The organism is Halobellus rufus (genome assembly GCF_000739575.1).
In the GTDB taxonomy this organism is placed as follows: Archaea; Halobacteriota; Halobacteria; order Halobacteriales; family Haloferacaceae; genus Haloquadratum; species Haloquadratum rufum.
On record NZ_BBJO01000034.1, the window covers coordinates 56,790 to 73,962 of the forward strand.

The 17,173-nt window shown below is 67.9% G+C and carries 17 protein-coding genes, 1 tRNA gene and 1 pseudogene; 16 read left to right on the forward strand and 3 right to left on the reverse strand.

Translation table 11 applies throughout. From position 1 onward, the window contains the following. Positions 1–192: 192 nt before the first annotated feature. From ilvB to ACP99_RS20600, 15 genes are all read left to right on the forward strand, one after another. Positions 193–1,971, forward strand: coding sequence for a biosynthetic-type acetolactate synthase large subunit (gene ilvB / locus ACP99_RS13990; protein ID WP_049987196.1), 1,779 nt, complete (start codon positions 193–195; stop codon positions 1,969–1,971). Beyond that, complete coding sequence (gene ilvN / locus ACP99_RS13995) at positions 1,968–2,642, forward strand: acetolactate synthase small subunit (RefSeq protein WP_049987197.1); 675 nt, start codon at positions 1,968–1,970, stop codon at positions 2,640–2,642. The genes ilvB and ilvN overlap by 4 nt, the downstream gene beginning before the upstream one ends. A 9-nt stretch (positions 2,643–2,651) precedes the next feature. Beyond that, positions 2,652–3,689: a ketol-acid reductoisomerase gene (ilvC, locus tag ACP99_RS14000; protein WP_049987198.1), complete on the forward strand. Its 1,038-nt coding sequence runs from the start codon at positions 2,652–2,654 to the stop codon at positions 3,687–3,689. 51 nt (positions 3,690–3,740) lie between these two features. Beyond that, positions 3,741–5,162: a 3-isopropylmalate dehydratase large subunit gene (leuC, locus tag ACP99_RS14005; protein ID WP_049987199.1), complete on the forward strand. Its 1,422-nt coding sequence runs from the start codon at positions 3,741–3,743 to the stop codon at positions 5,160–5,162. Continuing rightward, positions 5,159–5,767 carry a 3-isopropylmalate dehydratase small subunit gene (gene leuD / locus ACP99_RS14010; RefSeq protein ID WP_049987200.1) on the forward strand — a complete coding sequence of 203 codons (609 nt, stop codon included), beginning with the start codon at positions 5,159–5,161 and terminating at the stop codon, positions 5,765–5,767. Before leuC ends, leuD begins: the two co-directional genes overlap by 4 nt. After that, a complete protein-coding gene (leuB, locus tag ACP99_RS14015; RefSeq protein WP_049987201.1) occupies positions 5,760–6,740 on the forward strand; it encodes a 3-isopropylmalate dehydrogenase in 981 nt (326 codons plus the stop codon). Before leuD ends, leuB begins: the two co-directional genes overlap by 8 nt. A gap of 261 nt (positions 6,741–7,001) precedes the next feature. Then, complete coding sequence (gene glpR / locus ACP99_RS14020; RefSeq protein ID WP_049987202.1) at positions 7,002–7,781, forward strand: HTH-type transcriptional regulator GlpR; 780 nt, start codon at positions 7,002–7,004, stop codon at positions 7,779–7,781. Then, positions 7,778–8,704, forward strand: coding sequence for a 1-phosphofructokinase (gene pfkB, locus ACP99_RS14025; protein ID WP_049987203.1), 927 nt, complete (start codon positions 7,778–7,780; stop codon positions 8,702–8,704). The genes glpR and pfkB overlap by 4 nt, the downstream gene beginning before the upstream one ends. Positions 8,705–8,804: 100 nt before the next feature. Beyond that, a complete protein-coding gene (locus tag ACP99_RS14030) occupies positions 8,805–9,953 on the forward strand; it encodes a PTS fructose transporter subunit IIC (protein ID WP_049987204.1) in 1,149 nt (382 codons plus the stop codon). A gap of 126 nt (positions 9,954–10,079) precedes the next feature. Next, positions 10,080–10,544, forward strand: coding sequence for a PTS sugar transporter subunit IIA (locus ACP99_RS14035; RefSeq protein ID WP_049987205.1), 465 nt, complete (start codon positions 10,080–10,082; stop codon positions 10,542–10,544). After that, the gene (gene ptsH1, locus ACP99_RS14040; RefSeq protein ID WP_049987206.1) at positions 10,544–10,813 is read left to right on the forward strand and encodes a phosphocarrier protein HPr; all 270 of its coding nucleotides are present in this window, start codon (positions 10,544–10,546) and stop codon (positions 10,811–10,813) included. The genes ACP99_RS14035 and ptsH1 overlap by 1 nt, the downstream gene beginning before the upstream one ends. Positions 10,814–10,817: 4 nt before the next feature. Further along, positions 10,818–12,518, forward strand: a complete 1,701-nt coding sequence (gene ptsP, locus ACP99_RS14045; RefSeq protein ID WP_049987207.1) for a phosphoenolpyruvate--protein phosphotransferase — start codon at positions 10,818–10,820, stop codon at positions 12,516–12,518. Beyond that, positions 12,515–12,982 carry a PTS fructose transporter subunit IIB gene (locus tag ACP99_RS14050; RefSeq protein WP_049987208.1) on the forward strand — a complete coding sequence of 156 codons (468 nt, stop codon included), beginning with the start codon at positions 12,515–12,517 and terminating at the stop codon, positions 12,980–12,982. The genes ptsP and ACP99_RS14050 overlap by 4 nt, the downstream gene beginning before the upstream one ends. 173 nt (positions 12,983–13,155) lie before the next feature. Beyond that, on the forward strand, positions 13,156–14,148 hold the full coding sequence (gene fba / locus ACP99_RS14055) for a class II fructose-bisphosphate aldolase (RefSeq protein WP_049987209.1): 993 nt from the start codon (positions 13,156–13,158) through the stop codon (positions 14,146–14,148). Between the two features lie 75 nt (positions 14,149–14,223). Then, entirely contained in the window at positions 14,224–14,373 is a 150-nt protein-coding gene (locus ACP99_RS20600; protein WP_197052465.1) for a DUF7557 family protein, read from the forward strand. Positions 14,374–14,409: 36 nt separating this feature from the next. Here the strand turns inward: ACP99_RS20600 and ACP99_RS14060 are convergent, their stop codons facing one another. From ACP99_RS14060 to gpmI, 3 genes are all read right to left on the reverse strand, one after another. Further along, positions 14,410–14,652: a TrmB family transcriptional regulator gene (locus ACP99_RS14060; protein WP_049987210.1), complete on the reverse strand. Its 243-nt coding sequence runs from the start codon at positions 14,650–14,652 to the stop codon at positions 14,410–14,412. A gap of 199 nt (positions 14,653–14,851) precedes the next feature. Further along, a tRNA-Glu gene (locus tag ACP99_RS14065) sits at positions 14,852–14,945 on the reverse strand. A 118-nt stretch (positions 14,946–15,063) separates the two neighbouring features. Further along, positions 15,064–16,578, reverse strand: coding sequence for a 2,3-bisphosphoglycerate-independent phosphoglycerate mutase (gpmI, locus tag ACP99_RS14070; protein WP_049987211.1), 1,515 nt, complete (start codon positions 16,576–16,578; stop codon positions 15,064–15,066). 119 nt (positions 16,579–16,697) lie between these two features. Here gpmI and ACP99_RS14075 point away from each other — a divergent pair. After that, positions 16,698–17,108, forward strand: a pseudogene (locus tag ACP99_RS14075) (DUF1405 domain-containing protein); the annotation flags it as partial. Positions 17,109–17,173: the final 65 nt, after the last annotated feature.

The following is a 17,173-nucleotide window of genomic DNA, read 5'->3' on the forward strand; positions in this document are numbered from 1 at the left end:
TTGTAGGGGCCCTATAGCCCCGCATAGCCACATTTCCGCCTCGATTCCGTCCGCGCTCACCGCTCGACCGACCAGCGACTGTCACACACCGACTATGGAACACGCTCGATCCGCACGACCGACACCGACGCACCGTATCCAGACCACACGAACACCTCGTTGCAGAGCCGTCGCCTCGCGAGGTGAGAACCGATGAGTAAACAGGCACCGTCGTCGCCGAACGCGGCGTCCGACGCCGCCGAGGCCGAGGAGGACGCGACGGCCGAATCGGAGACCCAGCGCCCCGTCACGACGGGGTCGGAGTCCGTCATCCGCGCGCTCGAAAACGAGGGCGTCGAGGCGGCCTTCGGCGTGCAGGGCGGGGCGATCATGCCCATCTACGACGCGCTGTATCACTCCGACATCCGCCACGTCACGATGGCCCACGAGCAGGGGGCGGCGCACGCCGCCGACGCGTTCAGCGTCGTCCGGAACGAGCCGGGCGTCTGTCTGGCCACGTCGGGCCCGGGCGCGACGAACCTCGTCACGGGGATCGCCGACGCCAATATGGACTCCGACGGCCTGCTCGCGCTGACCGGGCAGGTCCCGGTCGACATGGTCGGCTCCGACGCGTTCCAGGAGACCGACACGACGGGCGTGACCGCGCCGATCACGAAGCACAACTACTTCGCCAGCGACGCCGACACCGTCGGCGACACCGTCGGCGAGGCGCTGGCGCTCGCGGGCGAGGGACGGCCCGGTCCGACGCTCGTCGACCTCCCGAAGGACGTCTCGCTCGACGACACCGACGTCGACCCCGGCCCGGCGGAGCCGCCGGAGACGACCCGGCCGCAGTACGTCGCCGACGAGGAGGACGTCGCCGAGGCCGCCGCGGCAATCGAGGCCGCCGAGCGACCGCTGCTGCTCTTCGGCGGCGGCGTCATCAAGGCCGACGCCACCGACGAGGCCCGCGCGTTCGCCCACGAGTACGACATCCCCGTGGTGACGACGATGCCGGGCATCGGCTCGTTCCCCGAGGACGACGACCTCTGTCTCTCGTGGGCGGGGATGCACGGCACCGGCTACGCGAACATGGCGATCACGCACACCGACCTGCTCATCGCGGTCGGCACGCGATTCGACGACCGCCTGACGGGCGGCGTCGACACGTTCGCGCCCGAAGCGGAGGTCGTCCACATCGACATCGACCCCGCTGAGATCTCGAAGAACGTCCACGCGGACTACCCGCTCGTCGGCGACGCCGGCATCGTCATCGGTCAGGTCGACGACGCGATGGACGCCGCGCCCGACGCCGACGAGTGGCGCGAGCAGTGTCGCACGTGGAAAGACGAGTACCCGATGGACTACGCGACGCCCGACGACGAGCCGCTGAAGCCGCAGTTCGTCGTCGAGATCCTCGACGAGGCGACCGACGACGACACCATCGTTACGAGCGGCGTCGGCCAGCACCAGATGTGGGCCGCCCAGTACTGGGAGTTCACCGAGCCCCGGACGTGGGTGTCCTCGCACGGCCTCGGGACGATGGGCTACGGCCTGCCCGCCGCGATCGGCGCGCGCATCGCGGCCGACGACGAGCAGGACGTCGTCTGCGTCGACGGCGACGGCTCGTTCCTGATGACGATTCAGGAGCTGTCGGTCGCGGTCCGAGAGGAACTGGACATCACCGTCGCCGTCCTGAACAACGAGTACATCGGGATGGTCCGCCAGTGGCAGGACGCCTTCTTCGAGGGCCGGCGGATGGCCGCCGAGTACAACTGGTGTCCGGAGTTCGACAAGCTGGCGGAGGCGTTCGGCGCGCGCGGCTGGCGCGTCGACGACTACGACGAGGTCGCAGACGCCGTCGAGGAGGCAGTCGACTACGACGGGCCGTCGGTCATCGACTTCCACATCGATCCGGCGGAGAACGTCTACCCGATGGTCCCCTCCGGCGGCGCGAACGGCAAATTCGCCCTGACGGAGGATCAGCTATGAGCTCTGAGGATTCCACAGACGACCTGCCGAAGCACGGACTGAAGGGACCGAGCCCGGAGGAGCGACCGCACCCCGAGGGACGGCGGAACTCCGAGGGGATCCGCATCGACCCCGAGGCGGAGGCCGAACACGAGCCGCGGCGGGCGGTGCTGTCCGCGCTCGTCGAGAACGACCCCGGCGTGCTCTCGCGCGTCGCGGGGCTGTTCTCGCGGCGGCAGTTCAACATCGAGAGCCTCACCGTCGGGCCGACGACCGTCGAGAACCACTCGCGGATCACGATGGTGATCGAGGAGCCCGATCCGGGCATCGACCAGGCGAAGAAGCAACTCGCCAAACTCAAGCCGGTGATCTCCGTCGGTGAACTCGACGACGACGCCGTGCGGACCGAACTCGTCCTGCTGAAGGTCGAGGGCGACGAACCCGACAAGGTGCACGCCGTCACCGAGATGTACGACGGACAGACGCTCGACGCCGGGCCGAAGACCATCACGGTCCAACTCACCGGCGACGAACAGAAGATCGACGACGCCATCGACGCGTTCCGCCAGTTCGGCATCATCGAGATCGCCCGGACCGGCTACACGGCGCTGGCGCGCGGCAACCAACCCACTGTGCCCGGCGAGAAACCGGGGACCGCGGACGAACCGACGAAACCGACGAACACCCAATAACAATCCAAAATGACAGACGATCTGAACACGACAGTATACTACGACGACGACGCGGACCGCTCGTACATCGACGACAAGACCGTCGCCGTGCTCGGCTACGGCAGCCAGGGCCACGCGCAGGCACAGAACCTCGCAGACTCCGGCGTCGACGTGATCGTCGGCCTGCGCGAGAGTTCCTCCTCGCGCGCCGCCGCCGAGTCCGACGGCCTGCGGGTCGAGACGCCCGCCGACGCGGCCGCCGAGGCCGACATCGTTACGATGCTCGTTCCCGACACGGTCCAGCCAGCCGTCTTCGAGGAGATCGAGGACGGACTGGAGGCCGGCGACACGCTGCAGTTCTCCCACGGGTTCAACATCCACTACAACCAGATCCGTCCCCCCGAGGACGTCGACGTGACGATGATCGCGCCGAAGTCGCCCGGTCACCTCGTGCGACGCAACTACGAGGCCGGACAGGGCACGCCCGGGCTCGTCGCCGTCTATCAGAACGAGTCCGGCGAGGCGCGCGAGGAGGCGATGGCGTACGCTCACGCGATCGGCTGTACGCGCGCCGGCGTCATCGAGACGACGTTCCGCGAGGAGACCGAGACCGACCTCTTCGGCGAGCAGGCCGTCCTCTGCGGCGGCGCGACCGCGCTCGTCCGCGAGGGCTACGAGACGCTCGTCGACGCGGGCTACTCCCCGGAGATGGCGTACTTCGAGTGCCTGAACGAACTGAAGCTCATCGTCGATCTGATGTACGAGGGCGGCCTCTCGAACATGTGGAACTCCGTCTCCGACACCGCCGAGTACGGCGGGCTGACGCGCGGGGACCGCATCATCGACGATCACGCGCGAGAGAAGATGGAGGAAGTCCTCGAAGAGGTGCAGGACGGCACGTTCGCCCGCGAGTGGATCGCGGAGAACCAGGCCGGCCGACCCTCCTACACCCAGCTGAAACACGCCGAGGAGACCCACAGCGTCGAACAGGTCGGCGCGCCGCTGCGAGAGCTGTTCTCGTGGGCCGACGAGGAAGAGGAAGCCGCGGAAGCGCCCGCTGACGACTGAACGAGAAGATGACAGTGACACAGGTATTTGCGACAGCCAACGGTGATGTAGATGAGTGAGGGAACGCTGTACGACAAGGTGTGGGAGGAACACACCGTCGCGGAGCTGCCGACCGGACAGACGCAGCTGTTCGTCGGGCTGCACCTCATCCACGAGGTGACGAGCCCCCAGGCGTTCGGGATGCTGCAGGAGCGCGACCTCGAGGTCGCCTATCCCGAACTGACCCACGCGACGGTCGACCACATCGTCCCCACGTCGGACCAGTCGCGGCCCTACCGCGACGACGCCGCCGAGGAGATGATGTCCGAACTGGAGGAGAACGTCCGCGAGTCGGGCATCCAGTTCTCCGACCCCACGACGGGCGATCAGGGGATCGTCCACGTCATCGGCCCCGAGCAGGGACTCACCCAGCCCGGCAAGACGATCGTCTGCGGCGACTCCCACACCTCGACGCACGGCGCGTTCGGCGCGCTGGCGTTCGGGATCGGGACGAGCCAGATCCGCGACGTGCTGGCGACCCAGACCGTCGCGATGGAGAAGAAGAAGGTCCGGAAGATCGAGGTCACCGGCGAACTCGGCCCCGGCGTCGAGGCGAAAGACGTCATCCTCGAAGTCATCCGTCGGCTCGGCACCGAGGGCGGCGTCGGCTACGTCTACGAGTACGCCGGCGAGGCCATCGAGAACCTCGACATGGAGGGTCGGATGAGTATCTGCAACATGTCCATCGAGGGCGGAGCTCGCGCGGGCTACGTCAACCCCGACGAGACCACCTACGAGTGGTTGAAAGAGACGGACTACTTCCAGGAGAACCCCGAGAAGTTCGACGAACTCAAGCCGTACTGGGAGTCGATCCGCTCCGACGAGGACGCCGAGTACGACGACGTCGTCACCATCGACGGCTCCGAGTTAGAGCCCGTCGTCACGTGGGGGACGACCCCCGGACAGGGCATCGGTATCTCCGAGCCGATCCCAGAGCCCGAGTCGCTGCCGGCGGACAAACAGGACACCGCGCGACGCGCCCAAGAACATATGCGCGTCACGCCCGGGGAGACGATGGAGGGCTACGAGATCGACGTCGCCTTCCTCGGCTCGTGTACGAACGCGCGCCTGCCCGACCTCCGCCGCGCGGCGGAAGTCGTCGAGGGCCGGCAGGTCCACGAGGACGTCCGCGCGATGGTCGTCCCCGGCAGCCAGCGCGTGAAGGCCGCCGCGGAGGCCGAGGGCCTCGACGAGATCTTCGAGGAAGCCGGCTTCGAGTGGCGCAACGCGGGCTGTTCGATGTGTCTCGGGATGAACGAGGACCAGTTGGAGGGCGACGAGGCCTCCGCGTCCTCCTCGAACCGCAACTTCGTCGGCCGGCAGGGCTCGAAAGACGGCCGGACGGTCCTGATGAACCCCCGGATGGTCGCCGCCGCGGCGATCGAAGGGGCGGTGACTGACGTGCGCGAACTGAAGGAGGTGACGACGGTATGACCGACGAGATCCCCGAGATCGACTCCGTCACGGGAACCGGCGTCCCCATCCGCGGGAACGACATCGACACCGACCAGATCATCCCCGCGCGCTTCATGAAGGTCGTCACCTTCGACGGCCTCGGCGAGTTCGCGTTCTTCGACCTCCGGTTCGACGAGGACGACAACCAGAAGGACCACCCGTTCAACGAACCGCAGTTCCAGGACGCGTCGGTGATGGCGGTCAACGCCAACTTCGGCTGCGGCTCCTCCAGAGAGCACGCCCCGCAGGCGCTGATGCGCTGGGGGATCGACGCCATCATCGGCGAGTCGTTCGCCGAGATCTTCGCCGGCAACTGCCTCGCGCTGGGCATCCCGACGGTCACCGCCGACCACGACACCATCGTCGAACTCCAGGAGTGGATCGACGAGAACCCCGACGGCGAGATCCACGTCGACGTCGAGGCCGAGACCGTCACCTACGGCGACACGACGATCGAAGCGACCGTCGACGACGCACAGCGGCGGGCGCTCACCGAGGGCGTCTGGGACACCACGGCGCTGATGAAATCGAACGCCGACGCGGTCGCCGACAAGGCCGCCGCCCTGCCCTACGTCGATGAGTGAGGAGATCGTCGTCATCGAAGGGGACGGCATCGGCAAGGAGGTCGTCCCCGCCGCGGTCTCGGTCCTGGAAGCCGTCGGCGACTTCGAGTTCGTCGAGGCCGAGGCCGGCGACGCGGTGCTCGCGGAGACCGGCGAGGCGCTCCCGCAGGAGACCTACGACACCGTCGCCGACGCGGACGCGACGCTGTTCGGCGCGGCCGGCGAGACGGCCGCCGACGTCATCCTGCCGCTTCGGGAGGCTGTCGGCTCCTACGTCAACATCCGCCCCGCCCGGGCGTACCCCGGCGTCGACGCGGTCCGTCCGGAGACGGATCTGGTCTTCCTGCGCGAGAACACCGAGGGCGTCTACTCGGGTCACGAGGACCGTCTCTCCGAGGATCTCTCGACGCTCACCCGCGTCGTGACGACCTCCGCCTCCGAGCGACTGGCCGAGTTCGCCTGCGAGTACGTCGACGAGCAGGGGACGGACGGCTTCCAGGTCGTCCACAAGGCGAACGTGATGCGCGAGACCGACGGGCGGTTCCGCGACGCGGTCGTCGACGTCGCCGACGAGGCGGGCGTCGAGACCGAGGAGGTCCTGATGGACGCCTTCGCGACCCGGGTCTGTCTGGATCCCACGCAGTTCGACGTCGTCGTCTGCCCGAACCTCGCGGGCGACGTCCTCTCGGATCTGGCGGCGGGACTCGTCGGCGGACTGGGGCTGCTCCCTTCCGCCAACGTCGGTCCCGACAACGCGTTGTTCGAGCCGGTGCACGGCACCGCTCCCGACATCGCGGGCGAGGGCGTCGCCAACCCCTCGGCGGCGATCCTCTCGGCGGCGATGCTGCTCGATCACCTCGGCTACTCCGCGGAGGCGACGAACGTCCGCACCGCGGTCGAGTCCGTCCTCGAAGACGGCCCGCGGACCGCCGACCTCGGCGGCGACGCCGGGACCGAAGACGTCACGAGCGCGGTCCTCGACCGACTCGACTGAGCCGACTGCGCTCCCCGGTCTCGTCTGGTTCGGTTTTTTGTTTCTGTCGCCGGGACGTCCACCGTCGAGTGACGCGAGGAGACGGATGCTGACACGGACAGCGCGAGCTGTGCGGTTCGCGTCAGCGGGCTCGTCGAGGCGGCGGTATCCGCGCGCGGCTGCCCGTTAGTGATCGTTAGACGGTCCAATTGCTCCGTTCCGATCCGATACGAACACAAACCATTAACAATACACAGATCGAAACACGGATAGACGACCCTTATGTTACCCGCTGAGAGAAAACGGCGCATCGTGGAACTCGTCACCGCCGCCGACGGCAAGTCGGTCGACGCCCTCGCCGACGAACTCGGGTACTCGAAGGCGACGATCCGGCGCGACCTGCACGAACTGGAGGACCGCGGCCTCATCGAGCGGTCTCACGGCGGGGCGGTCCCCGTGACGAGCGTCGGACACGAGCAGGCGTACGGACAGAAGGAGGTTCAGAACCTCGACGCGAAGCGCGCGATCGCCGAGCGGGCGGTCGACGAGATCACCGAGGGCCAAGTGGTCTTCTTCGACGCGGGCACGACGACGATGCAGGTCGCCCAGAACGCGCCGAAGGACGGGTCGATCCTGGGGGTGACGAACTCGCCGCGGCTGGCGGTCGAACTGGGCAAGGAGGACAACGACGTGAAGCTGACCGGCGGCACCCTCCGCCGCCGGACGCGCTCGCTCGTCGGACCGACTGCGGAGTCGTTCCTCGAACGGACGAACTTCGATCTACTCTTCCTGGGCGCGAACGCCGTCGACGTCGAGACCGGTCTCACGACGCCGAACGAGGAGGAGGCGCGCGTGAAGGAACTGATGGTGCAGCGCGCCTCCCGCGTCGTCCTCGTCGCCGACGCGACGAAGATCGGCGAGCGCTCGTTCGTCACGTTCGCAGACCTCGCCGACGTCGACCTGTTCATCACCGCGGGGGAGGTCTCCGCGGAGGCGATCGAGCGGTTCGAGGCCGAGGACGTCACGGTCGTCGTCGCGGACGCGGAGGCGGTCGCGCAATGACCGACCGGGGCGCTGAGATCCTGACGGTGACGATGAACCCCGCCGTCGATCACACGCTCTCGATCGACGGCCCGCTCCGCGAGGGGGAGGTCGCGCGGACCGACGACGCGCAGTTCGACGCGGGCGGGAAGGGGATCAACGTCTCGCAGTACCTCACCGAACTGGGGGTCGACGCGCCGGCGACCGGGTTTCTCGGCGGACCGTTCGGACGGATGATCGGCGACGCGCTCGACGAGGAGAAGATCGACCACGATTTCGTCGACATCGCGGGTCGAACCCGGCTGAACACGACGATCCTGAGCCCCGACGGCGAGTACAAGATCAACCACGACGGCCCCGTCGTCGGCGACGCCGACGTCGACGCGCTCGTCCGGCGGGTGCAAGCGCGCGACCCCGATCGGCTGGTCGTCGCGGGGAGCCTCCCGCGGGGGATCGACGCCGACGCCGTCGACCGACTGGCGGGGGCCGGGTCGTGGTCGACGGCCGTCGATATGGGCGGGTCGTTCCTGCAGCGACTCGACGGGGAGTACCTCGTCTGTAAACCCAACAGAGACGAACTCGCCGCCGCCACCGGACGTACGGTCGAGACCGTAGAGGACGCCGTCGCCGCCGCGCGCGCGCTCAGAGAGCGCGGCTTCAGATACGTGTTGGCCTCGCTGGGGGCCGACGGCGCGCTGTTGGTCTCGGCGTCCGAGGCCCACTACGCCCCCGCGCTCTCGGTCGACGTGGTCGACACCGTCGGCGCGGGCGACGCGCTGCTGTCGGGCTTTCTGGCGGGTCTCGAACGCGAGGAGTCCGTCGAGAGCGCCCTCCGAACCGCCGTCGTCGTCGCCGCCCGCGTCGTGGCGGTCTCGGGGACGAGCGTGCCGCCCTTCGACGACGTCTTCGACGCCCGCGAACGCGTCGAGGTTCGACGCGTATAAACCGCTGTCCGCCCGTGTATTTTCACAGCTAAATAATTCAGAAACAATCACGAGCGAAAGTATTTTTGAGGACGTTCAGTAATATCCGTGATGAAGATCTATGTCAAGCAAAGCTGAGAGCAAGATGCGGTCCCACCTGACGAAGGTCAAAGAGGACCTCATGACTGGCGTGTCGTACATGATCCCGTTCGTGACGATCGGCGGGATCTTCCTCGCGCTCGGATTCGCCGTGGCCCCCACGGGTCCGAACGGCGCACCCGATACGTCGCAGGCGGGGACGCTCGCGTACTTCCTCGGCCAGATCGGCGGGCTCGGCCTGACGATTATGGTCCCGATCCTCGGCGCGTACGTCGCGTACGCGATCGCGGATCGACCGGGACTGGCTCCCGGATTCCTCGCGTCGTATCTGATCCAGCAGGGAGAGGTGCTGCAGTCCGCAGGCACCGTCATCGGGCTCGAAGGCGGTGCGGCCGGCGCGGGATACCTCGGTGCACTCGTCACCGGTCTCCTGGTCGGGTACGTCGCCAGATGGATCAAGAACTGGAGCGTCCCGGACTTCGTCCAGCCGATGATGCCGGTCCTCATCGTACCGGTGCTGACGATGGCGATCGTCTCGCCGATCGTCCTGTTCGTCCTCGGCGTGCCGGTCGCCATCGCGAACGCCGGGCTCACGGCGTACCTCGAAGGCCTGCAGGGGAGTCAGGCGCTCCTCGTCGGCGGGCTCCTCGGGGCGATGATGGCGTTCGACATGGGCGGCCCGGTCAACAAGGTCGCGTACGTGTTCGCGGCGGGGCTGATCACCGAAGGGATCACCCAGCCGATGGCGGCGGTGATGATCGCCGGGATGATCCCGCCGATCGGCCTCGCGATCTCGAACTTCATCGCGCCGCACAAGTACGCCGAGGAGATGTACGAGAACGCCAAGTCCGGAATCATCCTCGGCTTCTCGTTCATCACCGAGGGGGCGATCCCCTACGCGTCGGCGGACCCGCTCCGCGTCATCCCGTCGATCATGGTCGGTAGCGCCGTCGGTGCGGCGATGTCGATGTCGCTCGGCATCTCGATGCCCGCGCCCCACGGCGGCATCTTCGTCGTGCCGCTGGCGAACAGTCCGCTGCTGTTCCTCGCGGCCATCGTCATCGGATCGCTCGTGACGGCAGCGCTCGCGACGGTCCTCAAGCCCGACTACGAAGAGGGCGTCGGCGCGGGCGAGGCCGACTCCGGCGCGGCGACGACCGCCGACGACTGATCGGTCCGGTCTCGCTTTCCGCCGCGACACCGTCGCCCTTCGCGGCGACGGGTTCGCATTTTCGGACTCACACGGCGAATCGAAGAGAAAATTCCTTACCATTAGCGTGCACATATTCGATTGGTTATGCTCGAAGATGACATCGACCGGCTGCTCCCGCTCGCGCACATCTCGCTGTCGGAGCCGCCGGCAGAGAAAGAGGCCGCCATCGAGTTCCTCCTCGACCTCATCGCGGACAACGACCGCGTGAGCGATCGTGCGGCCGCGCTGGAGGCGCTCCGGGAGCGCGAGAAGGAGGCGACGACCGGCGTCGGGATGGGAATCGGCATCCCGCACGCGAAGACGAGCGCCGTCGACGAGCCCTCGGTCGCGTTCGCGCGCTCGGGCGAAGGCATCGACTTCGACGCGATGGACGACGAGCCCGCGCGGCTGCTGTTCATGATCCTCGTGCCCGCGGAGGGCGGCGAGGAACACTTACAGATCTTGAGCGCCCTTTCGCGAGCACTGATGCACGAAGACGTCCGCGAGACCCTGCTCGAGGCCGAAGACGCAGAGACCGTCCAAGAGACCGTTCGGGAGGCCGTGAACTGATGCCCGAGCGCGTCGTCACGATCGTCCCCGAGGACGGCCTTCACGCGCGCCCGGCGTCGAAGTTCGTCGAGGCGGCAAACGAGTTCGAATCGGAGGTCACCGTCGGCCACGTCGACGGCGAATCGGTGAACGCCGCGAGTATGCTGGCGGTCACCGGACTGGGTGCCGCCGCCGGCGACGAGGTCCGGCTGACCGCCGAGGGCGACGACGCCGAGGCCGCGCTCGACGAACTCGAACGCATCCTGACGACCCCCGAGGAAGACCTCTAGGGCGATGACGGAGCGACGACTCTCCGGCGTCGGCGTCACGCCGCTCTCGGGCGTCGGCACCGCCGTCTGGTACGCGCCCGACGCGGAGCTCGACGAGCCGCCCGCGCCCGAAAGCGTCGACGTCGACGCGGAGCGCGAGCGGTTCGAGACCGCCCGCGACGACGCCCGCGCGGAGATCCGCGCCGAGCGCGAGCGGACGGCCGAGCGCGTCGGCGAGGCGGAGGCGGAGGTCTTCGACGCGCACGTCCAGTTCCTCGACGACCCCCAGATCACCGAGGGCGTCGAGGGCGAGATCGACTCGGGGCTCCCCGCCGAACACGCCGTCACGCGGACCTTCGAGGGGTTCATCGAGCAGTTCGAGGGGATGGAGGGGCGGATGGCCGAGCGCGCCGACGACCTCCGCGACGTTCGGGACCGCCTCGTTCGCGTCCTCGTCGGCGGCGACCGAGTCGATCTCGCGAGTCTGCCGGAGGGGAGCGTGGTCCTCGCAGAGCGGCTGACGCCGAGCGACACCGCACAGCTCGATCCCGAGCGCGTCGCCGGGTTCGCGACCGTCACCGGCGGGCGGACCTCACACGCGGCGATCTTCGCGCGCTCGCTCGCCCTGCCGGCCGTCGTCGGCGTCGGCGAGGAACTCCGCGACGTCGCGGACGGCTCGGACGTCGTCGTCGACGGCACCGAGGGGACGCTCGTCGTCGACCCCGACGACGAGACGCGGGAGGCCGCCGCGGGCGGCGAGGACGTCGAGATCAGAGACGAGCCCGTCGAGACCGCCGACGGCGTCCCGGTGGAGGTCGCCGCGAACGTCGGCACGCGCACGGACCTGGAACCGGCCGCAGCGCGCGGCGCGGACGGCATCGGCCTGTTCCGCACGGAGTTTCTCTTCCTCGATCGGCAGTCGCCGCCGGACGAGGACGAGCAGTACGAGGCGTACCTCGACGCCTTGGCGCGGTTCCCCGACGGGCGCGTTGTCGTCCGGACGCTCGACATCGGCGGCGACAAGCCGATCGAGTACCTCGACCTGCCCGAGGAGGAGAACCCGTTCCTCGGCGAGCGCGGCATCCGCCGCTCGCTCGGCCCCGACGCGGACCTCTTCGAGACGCAGTTGCGCGCGCTCCTGCGCGCGGCCGGCAGCGACGAGGGCGGGACGCTCTCCGTGATGCTGCCGCTGGTCTCGACCGTCGAGGAGGTCCGCGAGGCCCGCGAGGTGCTGGAGTCGGTCGCGGCCGACCTGGCCGAGGAGGGCGTCGAACACGCGATCCCGGAGTTCGGCGTGATGATCGAGACGCCCGCGGCGGCGTTCCTCGCCTCGGACCTCGCCGAGCACGTCGACTTCTTCAGCATCGGAACGAACGACCTCGCGCAGTACGTGATGGCCGCCGAGCGCGGCAACGGCCGGGTCGCGGACCTCGGCGACTACCGTCAGCCCGCGGTGTTGCGAGCGATCCGCGCGACGGTCGAGGCCACCGAGGGGACCGACGTCTGGGTCGGGATGTGCGGCGAGATGGCCGGCGATCCCGACCTCACGGAACTGCTCGTCGGGCTCGGACTCGACGAACTGAGTATGAGCGCGGTCACGGTGCCGCAGGTGAAGCGCGCGGTGACCGAAACGACGACCGAGAGCGCGCGTGCACTCGCCGAGCGAGCGCTCGCAGCCAGTACGAAGGCTGAAGTCATAGGCGTGTTAACGGAGACCACACAATGAACGTTGTCGCAGTCACATCCTGTCCGACCGGAATCGCACACAGCCAGATGGCCGCCGAGAACCTCGAACAGACGGCCGAGCGGCTCGGTCACGAGATCAAAGTCGAGGTGCAGGGCGCGATGGGCGCACAGAACGAGCTGACGGCCCAGGAGATCGCCGACGCCGACGCGGTCATCATCGCCTCCGACACGGCCGTCAGCCGCGATCGCTTCGAGGGCAAACCGCTCGTGAAGGGGACGGTCAAAGACGGCGTCAACGACCCCGAGAGCCTCTTCGAGCGCGCCGCGGAACTCGTCGAGGAGGGCACGACCGGCGCGGTCGAGATCGACGGCGAGGGCGACGCGGACGCGGGCGACGACACGGCCGACGAGGGCGCAGCGGACGCCGGAGCGTCGGACGCGAGCCGTCGCGGCGGCGACAGAGAGAAAGGGCTGTTCGCCCGGCTCAAGCGACTGTTCTCCTGACGACGCCACCCGTTTTCGACCGTTCCAGAGACTCCTGAGTGCTGACACGACTGTCCGTCTCCCCGTCTGCGGTGATCGATCTCCCGACGAAACGCGCATTTTCGTGCAGAGACGAACACACTCCGCATACCTTATGATGGCGGCGACAGAACGCGCACGTGAGGTGACACACAGTGCCGTTCTACGGCGGGAGTGAACTCGCCAACGTCTACGACGACGCGCTCGAGAAGGGATTCGGCCTCGTCGCGTCGAACATCGCCGAACCGAACGTGATGATGGGCCTGATGGAAGGCGCATCGCGGGTCGACTCGGACCTCCTCCTCCAGCTCAGCGGAGGGGCCGCGACCTTCGCGGGCAACGAGGACCCGGTCGACGGGCTGGAGGCGATGGGCACGTACATCGACACCATCGCCGACCAGTACGACATCGGCGTCTTCCTCAACATGGACCACCAGACCGACCCCGAGTTCATCGAGGCGCAGATGGATCTGGGGATCCCCTCCTCGATCATGATCGACGCCTCCCACGAACCGTTCGAGGAGAACGTCGCCACGAGCCGGGAGATCGTCGAGATGAAAGAGGAGAAGGGCGCGGACGTCCTCATCGAGGCCGAACTCGGCCAGATCAAGGGCGTCGAAGACGAGATCGAATCGGAAGAGGCGTTCTACACCGATCCCGAACAGGCCGTCGAGTTCGTCGACCGCACGGGCTGTGACCTGCTCGCGATCTCGGTCGGCACCCAGCACGGCGTCGCGAAGGGCAAGGACCTCGAACTCCGCCCGGATCTGGCGGGCGACATCCGGCAGGCCCTCCGCGATCACGGCCTCGACACGCCGCTGGTCCTGCACGGCTCCTCGGGCGTCCAGCCCGACCAACTGCAGCGGATGCTCCAACACGGCATCTGCAAGGTGAACAAAGACACCCGATACCAGTACGAGTACACCCGGACGGCGTACGACCTCTACGACGAGGACCCGGCGAACATCGTCCCGCCCGAGGGCGTCGACGGCGACCGCGACACGTTCTTCAACGACACCGACTGGTCGCCCAACAAGGACGTCTTCGACCCGCGCGTCGCGGGGCGAAAGATCCGCGAGCGCATCGCCGACGTCCACGCCGATCTCGCCGAAGTCTCCGGAAGCGCCGGACACAGTCGGTACGCGTAGTCGCGACGAACCGCTCGACGCCGCGGGACCTCGACCGCCCGGGCGTTTAAGTTTCCACGCCGCCTTCCTCCACCTATGCCTCAGATACACCTCGACGAGGAGACGGTGAAGCGGTTAGACTCGCTCCGGATGGAGGACGAAGACTACGACGAGATCGTCACCGAACTCATCAACATCTACGAGGCCGAAGAGCTGACGCTGTTTCACGGCGGCGACGAGGTCTGAACCGGCGTCTCAGACGGTCCGTAAGATTCGACGGATTCAGTTGCAGAGCCGGTACCGCTCGCAGTCCTGATCGATCAGACCGCGTTCACAGAGCGTCGAGAGAATGCTGTACAGCGAGATCTTCTTCATATCCAGTCCGGTCTCCAGTTCCGAGAGGGTCGCTTCCCCGTGTGTCGAAAGGAACAGATAGACGAGTTTCGCACGCGGCGATTCGAGTTCCGAGGGGATCGACGGCGTTTCGAGTCCGGCCGTCGGTCGTGTGTGCATCGTACCCTGCATCGTTGTTACCGGAGCCTTGTCTTCGACGATAATAAAACCCATCCACGACGATCGTCGAACATCTCGAAACGAGAAAACGGCGTTAGAGACCCCCAATCGCTTATTCTCTGAAAAGTGGACGAACGTTCACCGAGATACCGGCGTCGATTCGCGCCGATATTTTCGACTGGTGACGATAGTGTCACGGCTTCACAGGCAGTGGAAGGGGCGGGAGTCGAACCACGCGAAGCCGTAATCCGGCGCGACCGAGTGACGGCCGCTGCCGGAACGCTCTACCACTGAGCCACCCTTCCAGTGGATGCTAAGGGCTCGCACCGGTAAATGCGTAGCGGCAGTCGGATCCGGTCGACGCTGTTCCGGCGCAGTCTGTCGACCGCCCGGCCCCGTGCGACGGTTCGCTCAGCCGGCGAGTCACTCCAGCAGCGACTCGCCCGTCATCGCCGGCGGCCGTTCGACGCCGATCAGTTCGAGGATCGTCGGCGCGATGTCACAGAGCGACCCGCCCTCGCGGACCCGTCGCCCGCCGTCGTCGCCGTCTGGCGTCAGGTACACGAACGGCACCGGGTTCGTCGTGTGTGCGGTGTGGGGCTCCTCGGCGGTCCCCATGTCGTCGGCGTTGCCGTGGTCCGCCGTGACGAGCACGTGCCCGCCGGCCTCGCGCACCGCGTCGACGAGCCGTCCGAGCTGTTCGTCGACGGCCTCGACGGCCCGCACGGCGGCGTCGAAGTCGCCGGTGTGACCGACCATGTCCGGGTTCGCGTAGTTGAGCACGAGCACGTCGGGGTCGTCGGAGCCGATCACCTCGATCGCCGCGTCCGTGACGCCTTCGGCGCTCATCTCCGGCTGGAGGTCGTAGGTCGGGACGTCGGGGCTCTCGACGATCCGACGGATCTCGCCGTCGAAGGCGACCTCGCGGCCGCCGTTCAGGAAGTACGTCACGTGGGCGTACTTCTCGGACTCGGCGATTCTGAGCTGCGTCTTCCCGGCCGCGGCGAGCGTCTCGCCGAGCGTGTCCGTCGGTTCCTCCGGGGGGAACGCCACCGGGAGGTCGAAGGTCTCGTCGTACTCGGTCATCGTGACGACCCGCGTCTCCGGCGGGTCGGTCTCGAAGGGCCACTCCGGGTCGATGTCGGCGAGCAGCCGCACGAGCTGCCGCGCGCGGTCAGGCCGGAAGTTGAAGAAGAGGACCGCATCGCCGTCTTCGAGCGCCGGCCCGCCCGCGACGAGCGTCGGTTCGACGAACTCGTCGGTGTCGCCGCGGTCGTAGGAGTCGCGGACGGCCTCGACCGCCGAGGCGGCCTCGTGGTCGGCCTCGCGGTCGACGATGGCGTCGTAGGCGCGCTTCGTCCGCTCCCAGTTCTGATCGCGGTCCATCGCGTAGTAGCGTCCGGAGACGGTCGCGACGTCGCCGGTGCCGTGTTCGTCGACGACCTCGGCGAGCGTTTCGAGGTAGCCCTCGCCGCCGTACGGGTCGGTGTCGCGGCCGTCGGTGAACGCGTGCGTCACGGCGTCGACGCCGCGCTCGGCCGCTATCTCGATCAGCGCGTGGAGGTGGCCCTGCTCGGAGTGGACGCCCCCGTCGCTGAGGAGGCCCATACAGTGGACGCGGCCGCCCGTCCGCTCGACGTGGTCGAACGCCGAGGCGATGGCCTCGTTGGTCGCGAAGCTCCCGTCGGCGATCGAATCCTCGATGCGCGTGTACGCCTGCTTGACCACGCGGCCCGCGCCGATGTTGAGGTGGCCGACCTCGCTGTTTCCCATCTGTCCCTCCGGGAGGCCGACGTTCCGGCCGGAGACGTCGAGCGTCCCGTACGCACCGGACGCGGCGAGGCGGTCGAAGTTCGGCGTCGACGCGGCCTTCACCGCGTCGCGTCGGTCGTGGTCCCCGAGGCCCCAGCCGTCGAGGATGACGAGCGCTGCCTGCATACGCGCATCGAGGGCGAGTGCCCGGGAATAGGCTTCGCTTCGTCCGAGCGGCCGTCGGGTGACGCCCGTCCCGCGACGACGCGACAGCTTCTTTCGCGGCGCTGCCGTGGTCTCCGGTAATGCCCGAGGGATCCAGCGGCGGGACCGAACGGAACGGCTGGCGCGCGCGGCTCCGACGCCCGTTCCCTGAACGGTGGGTCCAGTACTACCTCGGCAACGGCGCGAGCCTCGGGTGGCTGCTCGTCGTCGACGGCGCGGCGTTCCTCCTCGGGGTGAGTTTCTACGTCCACAGCGACCCGTCGCTGCGCGATCTCAGTTCGATGGTGTACCCGCTCTTCGGCGACTCGCCGACGGCGCTCGCGCTCGCGACGCTCTCCGTGGCGACGTTGCTCCCGCACCTGGGAGAGGAGATCACCGACGCGCCCTCGAACCGGTTGCTCGCGCTCCTCCACACGCTGGCGTTCGTCTGGCTCGTGAAGTACGGCCTCTGGACCGGGATCGCGCTCAATCTCCGCCCCGACCTCTACGTCGCTCATCGATGTACAGCTACGTACGTCTGAGCATCGACGAGTACAGCTACGACGTCGAGCATCGA

Excerpts from the sequence above, each read along its gene's own strand:
- ilvN (WP_049987197.1), top strand. The coding sequence starts at position 1,968 with ATGAGCTCTGAGGATTCCACAGACGACCTGCCGAAGCACGGACTGAAG.
- ilvC (WP_049987198.1), top strand. The coding sequence starts at position 2,652 with ATGACAGACGATCTGAACACGACAGTATACTACGACGACGACGCGGAC.
- ACP99_RS14030 (WP_049987204.1), top strand. The coding sequence starts at position 8,805 with ATGTCAAGCAAAGCTGAGAGCAAGATGCGGTCCCACCTGACGAAGGTC.
- ACP99_RS14060 (WP_049987210.1), bottom strand. The coding sequence starts at position 14,652 with ATGCAGGGTACGATGCACACACGACCGACGGCCGGACTCGAAACGCCG.
- leuC (WP_049987199.1), top strand. The coding sequence starts at position 3,741 with ATGAGTGAGGGAACGCTGTACGACAAGGTGTGGGAGGAACACACCGTC.
- pfkB (WP_049987203.1), top strand. The coding sequence starts at position 7,778 with ATGACCGACCGGGGCGCTGAGATCCTGACGGTGACGATGAACCCCGCC.
- ptsP (WP_049987207.1), top strand. The coding sequence starts at position 10,818 with ATGACGGAGCGACGACTCTCCGGCGTCGGCGTCACGCCGCTCTCGGGC.
- leuD (WP_049987200.1), top strand. The coding sequence starts at position 5,159 with ATGACCGACGAGATCCCCGAGATCGACTCCGTCACGGGAACCGGCGTC.
- leuB (WP_049987201.1), top strand. The coding sequence starts at position 5,760 with ATGAGTGAGGAGATCGTCGTCATCGAAGGGGACGGCATCGGCAAGGAG.
- glpR (WP_049987202.1), top strand. The coding sequence starts at position 7,002 with ATGTTACCCGCTGAGAGAAAACGGCGCATCGTGGAACTCGTCACCGCC.
- ACP99_RS14050 (WP_049987208.1), top strand. The coding sequence starts at position 12,515 with ATGAACGTTGTCGCAGTCACATCCTGTCCGACCGGAATCGCACACAGC.
- gpmI (WP_049987211.1), bottom strand. The coding sequence starts at position 16,578 with ATGCAGGCAGCGCTCGTCATCCTCGACGGCTGGGGCCTCGGGGACCAC.
- ptsH1 (WP_049987206.1), top strand. The coding sequence starts at position 10,544 with ATGCCCGAGCGCGTCGTCACGATCGTCCCCGAGGACGGCCTTCACGCG.
- ilvB (WP_049987196.1), top strand. The coding sequence starts at position 193 with ATGAGTAAACAGGCACCGTCGTCGCCGAACGCGGCGTCCGACGCCGCC.
- ACP99_RS14035 (WP_049987205.1), top strand. The coding sequence starts at position 10,080 with ATGCTCGAAGATGACATCGACCGGCTGCTCCCGCTCGCGCACATCTCG.
- ACP99_RS20600 (WP_197052465.1), top strand. The coding sequence starts at position 14,224 with ATGCCTCAGATACACCTCGACGAGGAGACGGTGAAGCGGTTAGACTCG.